At 63.1% G+C, this 15,965-nt stretch carries 14 protein-coding genes; all 14 read left to right on the plus strand.

The window, feature by feature from the left end:
• Nucleotides 1-74: 74 nt before the first annotated feature.
• Nucleotides 75-863 (plus strand): SDR family oxidoreductase, encoded by a 789-nt coding sequence (locus EJA72_RS00125; RefSeq protein ID WP_157709533.1) that lies wholly within the window; start codon nt 75-77, stop codon nt 861-863.
• 56 nt (nt 864-919) lie between these two features.
• Nucleotides 920-1,888 (plus strand): bifunctional MaoC family dehydratase N-terminal/OB-fold nucleic acid binding domain-containing protein, encoded by a 969-nt coding sequence (locus EJA72_RS00130; protein ID WP_157709534.1) that lies wholly within the window; start codon nt 920-922, stop codon nt 1,886-1,888.
• Nucleotides 1,889-1,899: 11 nt separating this feature from the next.
• Complete coding sequence (locus EJA72_RS00135; protein ID WP_157709535.1) at nt 1,900-3,033, plus strand: acyl-CoA dehydrogenase family protein; 1,134 nt, start codon at nt 1,900-1,902, stop codon at nt 3,031-3,033.
• Nucleotides 3,005-3,424 carry a MaoC family dehydratase gene (locus EJA72_RS00140; protein ID WP_157709536.1) on the plus strand — a complete coding sequence of 140 codons (420 nt, stop codon included), beginning with the start codon at nt 3,005-3,007 and terminating at the stop codon, nt 3,422-3,424. The genes EJA72_RS00135 and EJA72_RS00140 overlap by 29 nt, the downstream gene beginning before the upstream one ends.
• A gap of 17 nt (nt 3,425-3,441) precedes the next feature.
• A complete protein-coding gene (locus EJA72_RS00145) occupies nt 3,442-4,620 on the plus strand; it encodes a lipid-transfer protein (RefSeq protein WP_157709537.1) in 1,179 nt (392 codons plus the stop codon).
• Between the two features lie 10 nt (nt 4,621-4,630).
• Nucleotides 4,631-5,800 (plus strand): acyl-CoA dehydrogenase family protein, encoded by a 1,170-nt coding sequence (locus tag EJA72_RS00150; RefSeq protein ID WP_157709538.1) that lies wholly within the window; start codon nt 4,631-4,633, stop codon nt 5,798-5,800.
• A 65-nt stretch (nt 5,801-5,865) separates the two neighbouring features.
• Nucleotides 5,866-7,086, plus strand: a complete 1,221-nt coding sequence (locus tag EJA72_RS00155; protein ID WP_157709539.1) for an acyl-CoA dehydrogenase family protein — start codon at nt 5,866-5,868, stop codon at nt 7,084-7,086.
• Nucleotides 7,083-8,225 (plus strand): acyl-CoA dehydrogenase family protein, encoded by a 1,143-nt coding sequence (locus EJA72_RS00160; RefSeq protein WP_157709540.1) that lies wholly within the window; start codon nt 7,083-7,085, stop codon nt 8,223-8,225. Before EJA72_RS00155 ends, EJA72_RS00160 begins: the two co-directional genes overlap by 4 nt.
• Before the next feature lie 903 nt (nt 8,226-9,128).
• Nucleotides 9,129-10,808: a class I adenylate-forming enzyme family protein gene (locus EJA72_RS00165; protein ID WP_157709541.1), complete on the plus strand. Its 1,680-nt coding sequence runs from the start codon at nt 9,129-9,131 to the stop codon at nt 10,806-10,808.
• A gap of 93 nt (nt 10,809-10,901) precedes the next feature.
• Nucleotides 10,902-12,284, plus strand: a complete 1,383-nt coding sequence (locus tag EJA72_RS00170; protein WP_178128943.1) for a DUF1329 domain-containing protein — start codon at nt 10,902-10,904, stop codon at nt 12,282-12,284.
• A gap of 85 nt (nt 12,285-12,369) precedes the next feature.
• Nucleotides 12,370-13,134 carry an SDR family oxidoreductase gene (locus EJA72_RS00175; protein ID WP_157709542.1) on the plus strand — a complete coding sequence of 255 codons (765 nt, stop codon included), beginning with the start codon at nt 12,370-12,372 and terminating at the stop codon, nt 13,132-13,134.
• 49 nt (nt 13,135-13,183) lie between these two features.
• Nucleotides 13,184-13,537 carry an EthD domain-containing protein gene (locus tag EJA72_RS00180; RefSeq protein WP_178128944.1) on the plus strand — a complete coding sequence of 118 codons (354 nt, stop codon included), beginning with the start codon at nt 13,184-13,186 and terminating at the stop codon, nt 13,535-13,537.
• 61 nt (nt 13,538-13,598) lie between these two features.
• A complete protein-coding gene (locus EJA72_RS00185; RefSeq protein ID WP_157709543.1) occupies nt 13,599-14,435 on the plus strand; it encodes an SDR family NAD(P)-dependent oxidoreductase in 837 nt (278 codons plus the stop codon).
• A gap of 76 nt (nt 14,436-14,511) precedes the next feature.
• Nucleotides 14,512-15,417 carry an NAD(P)-dependent oxidoreductase gene (locus tag EJA72_RS00190; RefSeq protein ID WP_157709544.1) on the plus strand — a complete coding sequence of 302 codons (906 nt, stop codon included), beginning with the start codon at nt 14,512-14,514 and terminating at the stop codon, nt 15,415-15,417.
• Nucleotides 15,418-15,965: the final 548 nt, after the last annotated feature.

The following is a 15,965-nucleotide window of genomic DNA, read 5'->3' on the forward strand; positions in this document are numbered from 1 at the left end:
ATCGTCCGTTCAGACGTAGTTTGGCCCCGGGTTCGTCCCTAGAGTGATCCTTGTCAGTAGAAAAGGAGCACATGATGGAGCTGCATTCAGGTCTTGATTACAGCGGCAAGGTGGTGCTGGTCACCGGTGGCACCAAAGGCATCGGCGCGGGTATCGCGCTGGGTTTCCTGGCCGCGAACGCACGGGTGATCGTCTGTGCTCGGCGCGAGCCTGAACAGGTGCCGTCGCACGGTGGCAAGAGCGCGACGTTCGTTGCCGCCGATGTGCGTGACCACGATTCCCTGCAACGACTGTTCGCCACCATCGAACGCGACTTCGGCCGCCTCGATGTGGTGATCAACAACGCCGGCGGCAGCCCCAACGCCGATGCAGCCACGGCGTCGCCGAGGTTTCATGAAAGCATCATCGGCCTGAACCTGATCGCACCGCTCAACGTTGCCCAGCACGCCAACCGGCTGATGCAGGCACAAGTCCAGGGCGGTTGCATCGTCTTCATCGGCAGCATCAGCGCACTGCGTTCCTCGCCAGGTACCGCCGCCTATGGCGCGGCCAAGGCCGGGGTGTTGGCGCTGGTGCAATCGCTGGCGGTGGAGTGGGGGCCCAAGGTCCGGGTGGTCACGGTCAGCCCGGGCCTGGTGCTGACCGAACAGGCCCATCTGCACTACGGCTCCGAAGCCGGTATTGCCGCCGTTGCTGCGGGCATTCCGGCGGCACGCATGGCGGTCGCCGAAGACATTGCCAACGCCTGTCTGTACATCGCATCGCCGCTGGCCAGTTACGCCAGCGGTTGCAACCTGTTGCTGCATGGCGGTGGTGAACGTCCGGCCTTTCTCGGGGCGGCCGCGCAGGTTCTGCCCACCTGATCGACCCGTGGCGGCGGCCGGGTCCGGTCGCCGCCTTCAATTTAAAGGAGACGACTTTGGCTGATCCACAATTGCTATCCGACGCGCGCGCCCTGGTGGGGCGCCAATACGGCCGCGTGTACGCCTGGGATGAGGTCAACGCACCGATGGTCCGCCAATGGTGCGAGATCATGGGCGTGGACAACCCCGTCTATACCGACCCTGCGTTCGCCCTCGGCACCCGGCATGAAGGGCTGATCGCCCCGCCGGGCATGTTGCAGGTCTGGACCATGGAAGGTTTGCACGCCAACAACTATCCGCCGGGCTCGACCGATGAGAACCCCTATGAGGTGCTCAAGATCATGGAGGCGCATGGCTTCATGTCCACCGTGGCGGTCAACTCCGAACTGACCTTCAACCGGCCGCTGCGGATGGGCGAAAAGCTCTACTACACGACGCGCCTGGAGTCGGTCAGCGATGAAAAAACCACGGCCCTTGGCACCGGTTTTTTCGTCACGCTGGTCATGAACCATTTCGTGGAAAAAGCCGGCGGCGATGAACCGGTCGGCGAGTTGTTGTTCCGCGTCTTCAAATTCCGCCCGGCCAATGCCCAGGCCCCCGCAAAAGTAGAGGCCGCACCGGCCAAACCCAAGCGTCCATTGCCGGGCATGAGCGATGACACGCGCTTTTTCTGGGAAGGCTGCGAGAAGGGCCAGCTGCTGATCCAGCGTTGCACGGCGTGCAAGACCCTGCGTCATCCACCGGCGCCGGTGTGCATCGAGTGCCACAGCTTCGACTGGGACACCGTGCAAGCCAGCGGCCGCGCCACGCTGTATTCGTTCGTGGTCATGCATTACCCCGAAGTTCCGCCGTTCGACTACCCCAACCCTATCGGGCTGATCGAACTGGAGGAGGGCGTGCGCCTGATCGCCGGACTGGTCGGTGTCACACGCGAGCAAATCCAGATCGGCCAGCGCTTGCAGGTCGAGTTCCAGCACTTCGATGACCAGCAGACCCTGCCTATGTTCCGGCCGGTAGACGCCTAGGAGCCAGTCACATGGATTTCGAATTAAGTGAAGATCAGCGCGCCATCGCGCAGATGGCGGACGGCCTGTTCGTCGACCATTGCAATGAAGACTACATGCGCCAGTGGGACACCAGCGGCGAGCCGATGATGGCGCCGCTGTGGAAGCTGTGCATCGAGACCGGCCTGCAAGCGCTGGCCATTCCCGAAGAACACGGCGGCAGCGGCCTGGGCATGACCGAGCTGATGCTGGTGTTGCAGGCCCAGGGCAAGGCGCTGGCCCAGGTGCCGTTGTGGCGCCATCAACTGGCGGCCGCGACACTGGCCCGTTTCGGCGCCAGTGACAATAACGGCTGGATCGCCAAGGCCGCCACCGGCGAGGCGCTGTTCAGCGTGTCGCTCGACGGGTTGAACAGCGCGCTGGGGATTGAGCTGCAAGCCAGTGCCAGTGCCGACGGCTGGTTGATCAACGGCCGGGTGGCGGCCCTTTCCCTGGCCGATCAGGCCCACGCCGCGCTGGTGGTGGTGCTGGCCGAAGGTAAACCACGTTTGTTGCTGCTGGACTTGTCAGCGCCCGAGATTCAACGGGTGTCGGGCGTGTTGACCCACGGCGAAGCGGTGGCCGACCTGCACATCGAAGGCTTGACCGTGAGCGCGAACGCGCTGTTACCCGCCGAGGCGGTTGACTGGCTGGAACTGCGCAGCGTGGCCGCGTTGGCCGCCTTGCAACTGGGCGTCAGCGAAGAGCAGATCCGCCGCACCGTGATCTACGTCGGCGAGCGCCAGCAGTTCGAACGCGCCATTGGCAGCTTCCAGTCGGTGCAGATGACCATGGCCGACACGCACATCGCCGTCGAAGCCTTGCGCACCGCGCTGTGGCAACTGGCGTATCGCATCGATGCTGGCTTGCGGGCGCCTTCCGAATCCCTGGCCACCGCGTGGCTGGCCTGTGAAGCGGGCCACCGAATCGGTCACACCGCACAGCACGTGCACGGCGGGATTGGCGTCGACCTGACGTACCCGATCCACCGTTTCCTGTACTGGAGTCGCGGCATCACCGTGGCCCTCGGCGGTTCGGCGGCAAACCTGGAACGCCTGGGCGACTGGCTCAACGATAACGACAAGCTGGGATGGAAATATGACCTCCAAGAACACCAAGCGCTTTGAAGACGTGCGCCCCGGCGAAGCACTGCCGGAACTGGCGGTCCCGGTCACGGTGACCCTGATCAATGGCGGCGCGATTGCCACCCGTGACTATTTTCCCGGTCACCACGACGCGGACGCCGCGCGTGAACTGGGGTCGCCCCATGTGTTCATGAACATCCTCACCACCAACGGGTTGGTGCAGCGGTTCATCGAGCAATGGGCCGGGCCGCTGGTGGAGTTCCGCTCGCTGAAAATCAAGCTCGGCGCACCGAACTATCCCGGTGACTGCATGACCTTCAGCGGCAGCGTCACGCGCCTCGACGCCGACACCCGCACGGTGGAAATCACCCTCGGCGGCAAAAATTCCATGGGCAACCACGTGACCGGTACGGTCGCGGTAGTCCTGCCCTGACAGCCGGAGAGACACAGATGACTGATTCATCGATTTCCGGGCGCGCCGCGATCGTTGGCTTGGGCGCAACCGAATTTTCCAAGAACTCCGGACGCACCGAATTGCGCCTGGCCATGGAGGCCACCTTGAGCGCGCTCAAGGACGCCGGCATCGACCCGAGCGAAGTGGACGGTTTCAGCTCCTATTCCGTGGACAAGGTCCCGGAATACGAAATCGCCCGTTTGCTCGGTTGCAAGGACGTGAAGTTTTTCTCGCAAGTGCCCCATGGGGGCGGTGCGGCCTGCGGACCGGTGATGCACGCGGCCATGGCCGTGGCCACTGGCGTGGCGAAAACCGTGGTGGTGTATCGCGCCATGAACGAACGCTCCTGGTACCGCTTCGGCACCGGTAGCTACGGTTTCGCCGCGACGCCGACCTTCGACAACGTCAACTACGGCTGGTACATGCCCCACGGCTTCCACACGCCGGCGGCCTGGGTCGGGATGTTCGCCCAGCGCTACATGCACACCTACGGCGCGACCTCCGAGGACTTCGGCCGGATCGCCGTGGCGGCGCGGGATTTTGCCGCGACCAACCCCCAGGCGTTTTTCCATGGCAAGCCGATCACCCTGGAAGAACACCAGGCGTCGCGCTGGATCTGTGAACCGTTGCACTTGCTCGACTGCTGCCAGGAATCCGATGGCGCCGTCGCGATGGTCATCACTTCCGTCGAGCGTGCCCGTGACCTGCGGCAGAAACCGGTGACGATCAAGGCCGGCTCCCAAGGCATTAGCCACGGCCAGCAGAGCATGACCTCGTTCTACCGCGACGACATCACCGGGCTGCCGGAGATGGGCGTGGTCGCCCGCGAACTGTATCGCCAGTCGGGCCTGGGCCCGGAGTCGTTCCAGACCGCCGTGATCTACGACCACTTCACCCCGTTCGTGCTGCCGCAGCTGGAGGAATTCGGCTTCGTCAAACGTGGCGAAGCCAAGGAGTTCATCCGCGCCGGGCACCACGCCCGTGGCGGCAAACTGCCGATCAACACCCACGGCGGGCAACTGGGCGAAGCCTACATCCACGGCATGAACGGCATCGCCGAAGCCGTGCGTCAGGTGCGCGGCACAGCGGTCAACCAAGTGGCGGATGTGCAGAACGTGCTGGTCACGGCCGGCACCGGCGTACCCACCAGCGGCCTGATTCTCGGCGCAGCGTAAGGAGCAGCATATGTTCGTTGACCTCACTCCCGAACAACATGCCCTGCGCCACAAGGTGCGGGACTATTTCCAGGCCCTGATGACCCCGGACATGCGCGACCAGTTGCGCGGCCAGGAAGGCGGCGAACTCTATCGCCAGACCATCCGCCAGATGGGGCGCGACGGCTGGCTGGCCGTCGGCTGGCCCAAGGCCCATGGCGGCCAGGGCTATGCCGCCACCGAACAGTTGATCTTTTTTGAAGAAGCCAACATCGCCGGGGCGCCGCTGCCGTTCGTGACCATCAGCACCGTCGGCCCGGCCTTGATGGCCCACGGCAGCGAGTTGCAAAAAGAACGTTTCCTGCCCGGCATTGCCGCCGGCGAAATCATGTTCGCCATCGGTTACTCCGAACCCGGCGCCGGCAGCGACCTGGCGGTGCTGAAAACCAGCGCCCGCCAGGACGATGAAGGCTTCGTGGTCAATGGCAACAAGTTGTGGACCTCGGGCGCCGAGGCCGCTGACTTCGTCTGGCTGGCGGCCCGTACCGATCCGACCCAGGCGCGGCACAAAGGCATTTCGCTGCTGATCGTCGACACCCTGACCCCGGGTTTTTCTCACACGGTGATTCCGACCACCAGCATTCCGACCACGGCCACCTACTACGACAACGTGCGGGTGCCCAAAGAAATGCTGGTCGGGGAGTTGAACGGCGGCTGGAAGCTGATCACCTCGCAACTGAACCACGAACGTCTTGGCCTCGGCACCTGGTCGGACAAGGTGGTGGCGCTGTTCCGCCGGGTTTACCTCTGGGCGCGTGCTCGTGACGAGCAGGGCCGCCGGGCGATGGACAAGGCCTGGGTGCGCAGCTCGCTGGCCGAGTGTTATGCCCGCCTGGAAGCAATGCGCCTGATCAACATGCGCATCGCTTCTGACCTGGAACATGACCGCCTGAGCGTGGCGCTGAGTTCGACCACCAAGGTGTTCGGTTCGGAGTCGGCCATTGAAATCCTGCGCAAGCTGGCGGCGATCGTCGGGGCGAATGGCTCGATGCGCAGCGGCTCGGCGGCCACCTTGCTGCAAGGCGAACTGGAATTCGAGTTGCGCTGCGTGACGACACTGACCTTCGGCGGCGGTACCAATGAAATCCAGCGCGAACTGATCGCTCAGTTTGGCCTCGGCATGCCGCGCGCCCCACGCTGACGCTCGTCCATCAAAAACAAAAACCGTACTCGCCCCTCAACCGGGGCGGGTTGAAGGGGACTTTCATGAGCACTATCGAGCAATTCCGGCACGACACCCGTGCCTGGCTGGAAGCCAACTGCCCGCCGTCGATGCGCACCGGCATGGCTGAAGGCGATGTGGTGTGGGGCAGCCAGAACCCGCAATTTCCTTGCGAAGACGCACGCCTGTGGTTCGAACGCATGCGCGACAAGCGCTGGTTCTGCCCGGAGTGGCCGGTGGAATACGGCGGCGCAGGCCTGAGCGACGAAGAACTGTCCGTGCTGGAAAGCGAAATGCGCCGGATCAAATGCCGTCCGCCGCAAATCAACCTGGGCATCTGGATGCTCGGGCCGGTGTTGCTGGCGTTTGGCAGCGAAGAGCAGAAACGTGACCTGTTGCCGCCGATTGCCCGGGGCGAAGTGCGCTGGTGCCAGGGCTTCTCCGAGCCGAACGCCGGTTCCGACCTGGCCAGCCTGAAAATGGCGGCCCGGGATGCCGGTGATCATTTCGTGGTGGATGGCAGCAAGATCTGGACCTCCTACGGCGACAAGTCCGACTGGATGTACGCGCTGGTGCGCACCGACTTCAGCGCCGCCAAGCACGAAGGCATCAGCCTGATCGTGCTGGACATGCGCAGCCCCGGCGTCAAGCCGCAGCCGATCGATTTGATCAGCGGCAAATCGGCGTTCTGCCAAGTGTTCTTCGATGGCGTCAAGGTGCCCAAGAGCCAGTTGATCGGGCCGTTGAACGGCGGCTGGAACCTGGCCAAGTACCTGTTGCAGCACGAACGCAAGGCGATGTCGAAATTCGGCGAGTTCAGCCTGCCGTCGCACTTCGACCTGCTGGCCTTGATGCGTGAATACGTACCGGCACCCCAGAGCCAAAGCGAGTACGCGTTGCAGGCGCGGGCCACGGCCTGTGCGATGAACGAGCACGCCTACAACCTGACCGTGCAGCGCATGGGTGAAGAGGCTAGGGCCGGCGATGACATCGGCGGCCTGATGTCGATCATGAAGCTGGTGCACACCGAGCAGGAGCGCGACAAGTTCGAAGTCTTGCTCGATGCCATGGCCGGGCATGCCTTCGGTTGGGACAACCCCGCGTTCAGCGAGCAACAACTGGCGATTACCCGCGCCTGGCTCAACAGCTACGCGCTGACCATCTCGGGCGGCGCCTCGGAAATCCAGCTCAACGTCATCGCCAAGCGCGTGCTTGGTTTGCCTGAAGCGAAGAAGTCTGCCGTGAAAACAGGAGCACCGTCATGAGCCTGCGTTATAGCGATGAACACCGTTTGCTGGCCGACAGTGCGCGGGACTTTCTTGCGGCCCGCAGCCCGGTCAGCGCCCAGCGTCGACTGCGCGATGACGCGGTGGAATTGGGCTTCGATGCGCAGCTGTGGCGGGACGCCGTGGACCTGGGCTGGAGTGCAATACCGTTTCCGGAAGCGCTCGGCGGTCTGGATTTTGGCTGCAAGGGCCTTGGGCCGATCTTCGAATCCATCGGTCGCAACCTGTCTTCCACGCCGTTGCTCTCCAGCGTGGTGCTGGGCGGCTCGTTGCTGCACCTGGCGGGCAACTCGGCACAGCAGGCGCAATGGTTGCAAGCGGTGATCGGCGGTGCACAGCGCGTGGCCCTGGCCGTGGATGAGCGTTCGCGCCATGCACCGAACCACGTCGCCCTTGAAGCGAAAGCCGAAGGGCAGGGCTATCGCCTGCACGGCGACAAGTTCTGGGTGGTCGACGGCCTGGGCGCTGATGCCTATGTAGTGGCGGCGCGCACGTCCGGGCAGCCGGGCGACACGCAGGGCATCAGCCTGTTTTTGGTGCCTGCCAATACGCCGGGCCTGACGGTGAGCGCCTTGCCGCTGATCGATTCGCGCAACAGCGCACGCCTGCAATTGAACGGCGTGCAACTGGGAAGCGATGCGCTGCTCGGTGCGTTGGGCGAAGGCTGGGCTGCACTGGAAACGGCGCTGGACCGGGGGCGCACCTGCCTGGCCGCCGAGCTGTTGGGGATGGCCGAGCAATTGTTCGAAACCACCTTGGAATACCTCAAGACCCGCGTGCAGTTCGACACGGCGATTGGCACCTTCCAGGTCCTGCAACATCGCGCCGCGCAAATGTACATCGACCTGGCCCTGAGCCGCAGCGCCCTGATGGCCGCGCTGGCGACCCTCGATGACGCCGGCCACGACGCCCGCACTCGCGCGCGACTGGTCAGCCTGGCGAAATGGAAGGCCGGCGACACGGCCATCAAGGTCGCCAACGAAGCGGTGCAGATGCACGGCGGCATTGGCGTCACCGACGAGCTGGATGTCGGCCTCTACCTCAAGCGCGCGCGCGTTGCGCAGAGTTGCCTGGGTGACCGGGACTTCCACTGCGAACGGTATTCGGCCCACGCGTAAACCCCTGTAGGAGCGAGCCTGCTCGCGATGGCGGCGTGTCAGGCGATGAAGATGTTGAATGTGCCGGCCTCATCGCGAGCAGGCTCGCTCCTACAGGGAATCGAGGGGAGCCCGGCATTTGGGTACGACGCATCACCCTTGTAGGAGCGAGCTTGCTCGCGATGGCGGAGTGTCAGGCAACGAGGATGTTGAAGCTGCCGGCCCCATCGCGAGCAGGCTCGCTCCTACAGGGAATCGAGGGGAGCCCGGTATTTGAGTACGACGCATCACCCTTGTAGGAGCGAGCTTGCTCGCGATGGCGGCGTGTCAGGCAACGAGGATGTTGAAGCTGCCGGCCCCATCGCGAGCAGGCTCACTCCCACAGGTAACCGAGGGGAGCCCGGCATTTGGGTACGACGCATCACCCTTGTAGGAGCGAGCTTGCTCGCGATGGCGGCGTGTCAGGCAACGAGGATGTTGAAGCTGCCGGCCTCATCGTGAGCAGGCTCACTCCCACAGGTAACCGAGGTGAGCCCGGTATTTGGGTACGACGCATCACCCTTGTAGGAGCGAGCTTGCTCGCGATGGCGGAGTGTCAGGCAACGAGGATGTTGAAGCTGCCGGCCCCATCGCGAGCAGGCTCACTCCTACAGGGAATCGAGGTGAGCCCGGCATTTGGGTACGACGCATCACCCTTGTAGGAGCGAGCTTGCTCGCGATGGCGGAGTGTCAGGCAACGAGGATGTTGAAGCTGCCGGCCTCATCGCGAGCAGGCTCACTCCCACAGGTAACCGAGGGGAGCCCGGTATTTGAGTACGACACAAGTCCCCTGTGGGAGCGAGCCTGCTCGCGATGGCGGCGTGTCAGGCGATGAAGGTGCAGGCCACTCCCACAAGTCTTTCAGCTGTTCTGGAGAAAACAATAATGAGCATTGAACGCTGGCAAACGGCGTGGCGCCAACTGATCGCCCCCGGTTCACCTTTTGAAGTGGTGACACCGGAAGATGGCGCGCCGCGCTACTTCCGAAACGCCGCACATGACCTGCTGCAGATGATTGATGCGGGTCGTGTCCACGGTGATCGTGAGTTTCTGGTCTGGCAATCGCAACGCCTGACCTTCAATCAGTATTACGACCAGGTTGATCGCCTGGCCGGGCAGATGGTCGCCCGCTTTGGCCTCAAACCCGGTGAGCGGGTGGCAATTGCCATGCGTAACCAGCCGGCGTGGCTGGTGGCCTTCGCCGCGATCCTGCGCTGCGGCGCGGTGTGTGTACCGCTCAACAGTTGGGGCCTGCGTGATGAGTTGCAATACGCGTTGCAGGACAGCGGCTCGCGCTTGCTGCTGTGCGACGAGTCGCGCCTCGACACCCTGCGCGAAGACCTGGCCCGTGAGCAGCGGGCAACCATCGTCGTCGGTACCCAAAGCGCTGTGCCCGAATACTGCCTGCGTTACGAAGACCTGATCAGCGCACCGCCAGCCCCGGTGCCTGCGCTGCAAGTCGACCCCGATGCACCGGCGATGATTCTCTACACCTCCGGCACCACCAGCCGCGCCAAGGGTGCGTTGTCCAGCCATCGGGCGATCTGCCAGGCACTGACCGCGCTGGATTTCCAGGGCGCGTTTTGCGCCATGAGCTCGCCCGAACGCATCGGCGTGGTGATCAACAGCGGCTTTGCGCCCACCACGTTGTCGGCAGTTCCCCTGTTCCATGTCAGCGGCCTGCACGCGCAGTTTCTGTCGGCCTTGCGGGGCGGTCGGCGCCTGGTGCTGATGTACAAATGGGACGTCGAACGCGCCATCGACCTGATTCGCGATGAGCGTTGCACCCAGTTCAACGGGGCGCCGGTGATGATGCAGCAGTTGCTCGCCTCGCCGCGTTTCGGCAGTGAGCACACCGCCAGCCTGTTCGGCCTGGGCCTGGGCGGCGGCGCATCGTCCGCGAACGTGCTCAACGACATGCTCAGGATCAAGCCTGACGCCATTGGCGGCGCCGGCTTCGGCCTGACCGAAAGCAACGGCATTGGCGCAGCGATTGGTGGCGATCAGTTCGTCTACAAGCCGGCGACGGCGGGGTGGGCGTTGCCGATTGTCGATATTCGCATCGGTGACAGTCCCGACCAGCCGCAGTCGGCCGGCACGCGCGGGGTGATCTGGCTGCGCTCGCCGACGTTGATGAGCGCTTACTGGAACCTGCCCGAAGCCACCGCACACAGCCTGCGCGATGGCTGGCTCGACACCGGCGACATCGGTTACCTCGACGATGAGGGATTCCTCAGCATCACCGGTCGGGTCAAGGAATTGATCAACCGTGGTGGCGAGAAAATCTCGGCCGCTGAAGTCGAGACCTGCATCCTCGACATGCCCGGCGTGCTCGAAGCAGCGGCGTTCGCCATTGCCGACCCGCTGATGGGGGAAACCGTAGGGCTGGCCGTGCATGGCCAGGCCTCGACGCTGCCCCATGAAGCACAAGTCTGCGCATTCATCGCCGAGCGTCTGGCGGCTTACAAAGTGCCCACTCACGTCTTCCGGGTGCTCGCGCCGTTGCCGCGCAATGCCACCGGCAAAGTGCTCAAGGCGCAACTGCAAGAAAGTTTGGGCGCATGACGCCTGCGTAGTCTTTCCGGACGATGTTCGGGCCGGCAGAACACGAACAATGGGTCCCATACCACACAGCCTTATCAGCGAAGGAGGCAACACATGAAAATAACAAGAACAGGTCTCATGCTCGCGGTCGCAGTCACAGCCAATAGCGGGTTTATTGGTTTTGCGCACGCCGAGGTGTCACCTCAGGAAGCCGCCAAGCTGGGCAAGGAGCTGACCTGCGTCGGCGCCGAGCAAGCCGGGAATGCCGAGGGCACGATTCCGCCGTTCTCCGGCAAATACCTGGGTGAAGTGCCAGGCTGGAATCACGTGAAGTTCTCTGGCGACCAACCGGTTGACCCGTACGCGGCAGAGAAACCGATCCTGGTGATCACCGCGCAGAACATGAGTCAGTACGAGTCGAAGCTGACCGAAGGCCAGAAAGCGCTGCTGAAGAAATACCCGACCACCTACAAGATGAACATCTATCCGGGCCATCGGGATTTCCGTTACCCCGACTACATCTGCCGCCGCGCGATGGACAACGCACTGCATGCCAAGATCGTCAACGACGGCGCCGGCTTCACCGGGATCGGCCTGATCCCGTTCCCGATCCCGAAAAACGGCATGGAACTGCTGTGGAACCATCAACTGTCGGCAAAAGCCTACACCGAGGAAAAAACCACTGACCTGGCGTCGGTCCTGCCCAACGGCAGTATCGGTTGGGGCCGTGCCTACGCACGCAACATGGCGATGGGCAGCTCACCGACCGTCGACTCGAAAAGCGAAGACCTGATTGTTTCCTATAGCAACAACATGACCCTGAAGCCCGCCCGGGACAACGGCACCATGAGCATCTCCCACGAACCGTACAACTTTGGCACCGGCACGCGTCAGGCCTGGTCTTACAGCCCGTCGACCCGACGCGTTCGGCAACTGCCGGGGTTTGGTTTCGATCAGCCGATGATCGGTACCAACGGCACCATGACCATCGACGAAGACCGCATGTTCAACGGTTCGCCGGAGCGCTTCACCTGGAAGCTGATCGGCAAGCGCGAGATCTACGCCCCGGCCAACGCTTACAAGCCCAACACGGCTTCCGTCAAATACGCGGACATCCTGACGCCTAACCATCCCAACCCGGAGTACATGCGATATGAGTTGCGTCGCGTGTGGGTGCTCGAAGGCGACCTGAAGGACGGTTATCGCCATGTCTACAGCAAACGCGTGCTGTTCCTCGATGAGGACTTCTGGAACGCGGTTCTGGCTGACAACTACGATGCCCGCGGGCAGCTCTGGAAACATGCCATGGCCAACTACTACTACCACCCGGACATGAGCGGCTGGCAAGTGGGTTCGCAGTTCTTCATGGACTTGAACTCCGGCCAGTACACCGGCTACGGCATGACCAACGAAGCTAAAAAGGGCCCGATTCTCAACGAAGGCAAGTTCTCCCCGGATCAGTACACCGCCGACGCTGCGCGTGCGATAGGTCGCTAAAACCTCAGCAACACGAACGACACGTGAAGGCCTCGCCGGACAACGGCGGGGCTTGTTGCCCACCTGATGTTTAAGGAAAGACGTTATGCCTATTACAGCTGTCAGCGGTTCTGCTTCCGGTATGGGGGCGGCGGTCTGCGCAGTGCTGCGCGCGGCCGGGCACCAGATCATTGGCATCGACCGCGCCAACGCCGAAGTCATTGCTGATTTGTCCAGCCCGTCCGGCCGGCAAGCGGCCATCGCCAGCGTGCTCGAACAGAGTGGCGGCGTGCTGGACGGTTTGATTTGCTGTGCCGGGGTCGGTGTCACGGCGCCTTCGCCCGGCATCATCCTGTCGGTCAATTATTTTGGTGTCAGCGAGTTGCTCGACGGCCTGGTCGATGCCCTGGCCAAAGGCAAGCAGCCGGCGGCGTTGGTCATTGGTTCTGTAGCTGCCACGCTGGCCAATCCCGATCAGCCCATGGTCGCGGCCATGTTGGCCGGGGACGAAGCCCAGGCCCTGGAACTGGCCAACGCCCTCGGGCAGCCACAGACCGCTTATGCCTGCTCCAAGTACGCGGTCACCTGCAGCACCCGGCAGAAGTCCGTGGCCTGGGGCAAGCAGGGCATTCGCTTGAATGTGGTGGCGCCGGGCAACGTGGAAACGCCTCTGTATCAAGCGTCCCTGGACGATGCGCGGTTCGGTCAGGCGGTGCGCGATTTCGTCGCGCCGTTGAAGCATTTTGCCCAACCTGAAGAAATCGCCGCGCTGGTGGCCTTCGTGCAATCGCCCCAGGCCAGTTTCATCCATGGCAGCGTGATCTTTGCCGATGGCGGTATGGACGCGATGGTTCGTCCAACGCGCTTCTGAACACAGGCGTATCTGGAGCGGGCGTATGCCCGCTTTTTGGAGACTGAAGATGTACAAGTGCATCGCCTTGCTGAAAAAAAGAGCTGATCTGAGCCGCGATCAACTGATTGATTACTATGAAAATAATCACGCGCCTCTGATCAAGAGCCTGTTCCCGGGCATCAAGGAGTATCGCCGCAATTTCCTGGACCTGGAGGGGGCTTTTCTGTCGCAAACGGCGTCCATCGATTTTGATGTGGTAACGGAAATCTGGTTCGAAGACCGCGCTGCGTATGACGTCTTTATTGCCGAGAACAGGAAGCCCGATGTCGCGCGCCGCATCGCTGAAGACGAACTGAATGTGTTCGATCGCAACGCAACACGCATGTTCGTCGTGGAAGAAAAGTCCAGCCCCAAGACCTGACGGACAAGCGACAAGTCAAGCGCAGGCCCATCAACCGCACAATAAAAAGAAGGATGGCAGCATGATTGATTTCACAGGCAAGACAGTTCTCGTCACCGGGGGTGGCGTGGGAATAGGCCGGGCAATCGTCGAGGCCTTCGGCCGCGCGGGGGCTCGCCTGGTGGTGGCCGAAGTCGATGCCGAACGTGCCGCGCAAGTGCGCGACTGGCTGGACACCGCCGGGGTCGATTCGCTGGTGGTGGAGGGTGACATCACGCGCAAGGATCGGGTGGACGCCTTGGCCGAACAGGTTGAGGCGCGATTCGGCGGGCTCGACGTGCTGGTGAACAACGTCGGCGATTCGCTGATGATCTTCAAGCCCTTTGATGGCTACACCGACGAGGACATTGATCGCCTGTACGCCGTCAACCTGCAGCATATTTTCCGGGTCACCCGGGCCATGTTGCCGTTGCTGCGCCGCCAAGGTGCCGGTAGCAGCATCATCAGCCTGTCGTCGATCGAAGGCTTCCGCGGCATCCCTAACTGCAGCGTGTACGCCGCGTTCAAATCCGCCATTGGCGGTTTCACCAAAAGCCTGGCGCTGGAGTTGGGCCCGGTGGGTATTCGCGTCAACCAGATCGCCCCCGAAACCACCGAGACGCCACAAGTGCCATTGGCCGTGATGATTGCTGCCGAGCACCGCGAGCAGATCCCGAACTGGGTACCCCTGGGCCGCTTCGGCAAGGTCGAGGACATGGCCGGCGCGGCGCTTTACCTGGCCAGCCCGTTGGCCGCCTGGGTGACCGGCACCACCCTGCACGTGGACGGCGGGGCACTGGCCGCCGCGGGCTGGTACCGCGACCCGCGTGGCACCTGGACCAACATGCCAGTGCTGACTGGCAACGGCTTGAACTTCTGAGTTCCCGTGCCCTGGACACCCTGGGCACGTCCACTGAACAGGCCCGAATCCGGGCTCAAGCAAGAGTGAACACCCGATGAAGATTCTCGTGATTGGCGGGACCGGCCTGATTGGCGGTCATGCCGCGCTTTACCTTCAGGACAATGGCCACGACGTGACCATCGCCGGGCGCAAGCCTGCCGCCGCCGGCAGTGCCCTGGCCGGGTTGAAGCAGCTGCAAGGTGACTACGTCGCCGGCACATTCCGCCGTGAAGACCTGACCGGTTTCGACGCCCTGGTGTTCGCTGCCGGCAATGACATTCGCCATGTACCGCAAGACGGCGACATCGACGCTCACTGGCAACGCGCCAACGTCGAGGCCATTCCACGCCTCTTCGAACTGGCACGCAGCGCGGGTATCCGGCAGGCAGTGCTGGTCGGCAGCTTCTACCCGCAAGTGGCGCCGGAGCTGATTGCGACCGTGCCTTACGTGCGCTCGCGGCACCTGGCGGACGAGGCCGTGCGTGCCTTGGCCAACGCCGATTTCAAAGTGTGCAGCGTCAACGCGCCTTTCGTGGTCGGCGCGGTGCCGGGGCTGAAGGTCGACATGTTCGAAGCCTACACCCGTTATGCCGAAGGCCAGTTCGCACCAATGCCGTTCTACGGCCCGGCCGGTGGCAGCAACTTCATTTCCACCCGATCGCTGTCCCAGGCGATCCTCGGTGCGCTGCTGCGCGGTGAGTCGGGCAAGGCGTATCTGGTGGGGGATGAAAACCTCAGCTACGCGCAATACTTCGAGGGCTTCCTGCGTGCGGCCGGCAACGATGCAGCGGTGCCGGCGCTGGATCAGGAACACCCGATGCTCCCGGACTCCGCAATTTATACCGGTCGCGGCAGCACCGTGAGCTACGAGCCCGACGCGACGGAAACCGCGTTGCTGGGTTACGTGCGCGGCGACATCCAGCGGGCGATTGACGAGGTGGTCCGCCAATACCGTGCATAAATAAGGCGCGGCACTCAAATTGTGGCGAGGGAGCTTGCTCCCGCTGGACTGCGCAGCAGTCCCACCTTCTTTTGGGCCGCTGCGCGCCCCAGCGGGAGCAAGCTCCCTCGCCACAGGGTATGCGTCGCATGTTGTATCTCGTAACTGACTGGCGTTCAGGCGTTTCCCGTCTGTATTTCGAAGGCCGACAGGCTCAAGTCTGTTCCGTCAGTACCGCGCATGAATAAGGCGCGACACTCAAATTGTGGCGAGGGAGCTTGCTCCCGCTGGACTGCGCAGCAGTCCCACCTTCTTTTGGGCCGCTGCGCGCCCCAGCGGGAGCAAGCTCCCTCGTCACAGGGTATGCGTCGCATGTTGTATCTCGTAACTGACTGGCGTTCAGGCGTTTTCCGCCTGTATTTCGAAGGCCTACAGGCTCAAGCCTGTTCCGTCAGTACCGCGCATGAATAAGGCGCGACACTTGAATTGTGGCGAGGGAGCTTGCTCCCGCTGGACTGCGCCGCAGTCCCATCTTCTTGGGCCGCTGCGCGCCCCAGCGGGAGCAAGCT

Origin of the sequence: Pseudomonas sp. PB120 (assembly GCF_009761815.1) — a bacterium.
Classification (GTDB): Bacteria; Pseudomonadota; Gammaproteobacteria; order Pseudomonadales; family Pseudomonadaceae; genus Aquipseudomonas.

Bases quoted from the DNA above. Each gene is read 5' to 3' on its own strand.
- EJA72_RS00125 (WP_157709533.1), top strand. From the start codon at position 75: ATGGAGCTGCATTCAGGTCTTGATTACAGCGGCAAGGTGGTGCTGGTC.
- EJA72_RS00135 (WP_157709535.1), top strand. From the start codon at position 1,900: ATGGATTTCGAATTAAGTGAAGATCAGCGCGCCATCGCGCAGATGGCG.
- EJA72_RS00140 (WP_157709536.1), top strand. From the start codon at position 3,005: ATGACCTCCAAGAACACCAAGCGCTTTGAAGACGTGCGCCCCGGCGAA.
- EJA72_RS00145 (WP_157709537.1), top strand. From the start codon at position 3,442: ATGACTGATTCATCGATTTCCGGGCGCGCCGCGATCGTTGGCTTGGGC.
- EJA72_RS00150 (WP_157709538.1), top strand. From the start codon at position 4,631: ATGTTCGTTGACCTCACTCCCGAACAACATGCCCTGCGCCACAAGGTG.
- EJA72_RS00155 (WP_157709539.1), top strand. From the start codon at position 5,866: ATGAGCACTATCGAGCAATTCCGGCACGACACCCGTGCCTGGCTGGAA.
- EJA72_RS00160 (WP_157709540.1), top strand. From the start codon at position 7,083: ATGAGCCTGCGTTATAGCGATGAACACCGTTTGCTGGCCGACAGTGCG.
- EJA72_RS00165 (WP_157709541.1), top strand. From the start codon at position 9,129: ATGAGCATTGAACGCTGGCAAACGGCGTGGCGCCAACTGATCGCCCCC.
- EJA72_RS00170 (WP_178128943.1), top strand. From the start codon at position 10,902: ATGAAAATAACAAGAACAGGTCTCATGCTCGCGGTCGCAGTCACAGCC.
- EJA72_RS00175 (WP_157709542.1), top strand. From the start codon at position 12,370: ATGCCTATTACAGCTGTCAGCGGTTCTGCTTCCGGTATGGGGGCGGCG.
- EJA72_RS00180 (WP_178128944.1), top strand. From the start codon at position 13,184: ATGTACAAGTGCATCGCCTTGCTGAAAAAAAGAGCTGATCTGAGCCGC.
- EJA72_RS00185 (WP_157709543.1), top strand. From the start codon at position 13,599: ATGATTGATTTCACAGGCAAGACAGTTCTCGTCACCGGGGGTGGCGTG.
- EJA72_RS00190 (WP_157709544.1), top strand. From the start codon at position 14,512: ATGAAGATTCTCGTGATTGGCGGGACCGGCCTGATTGGCGGTCATGCC.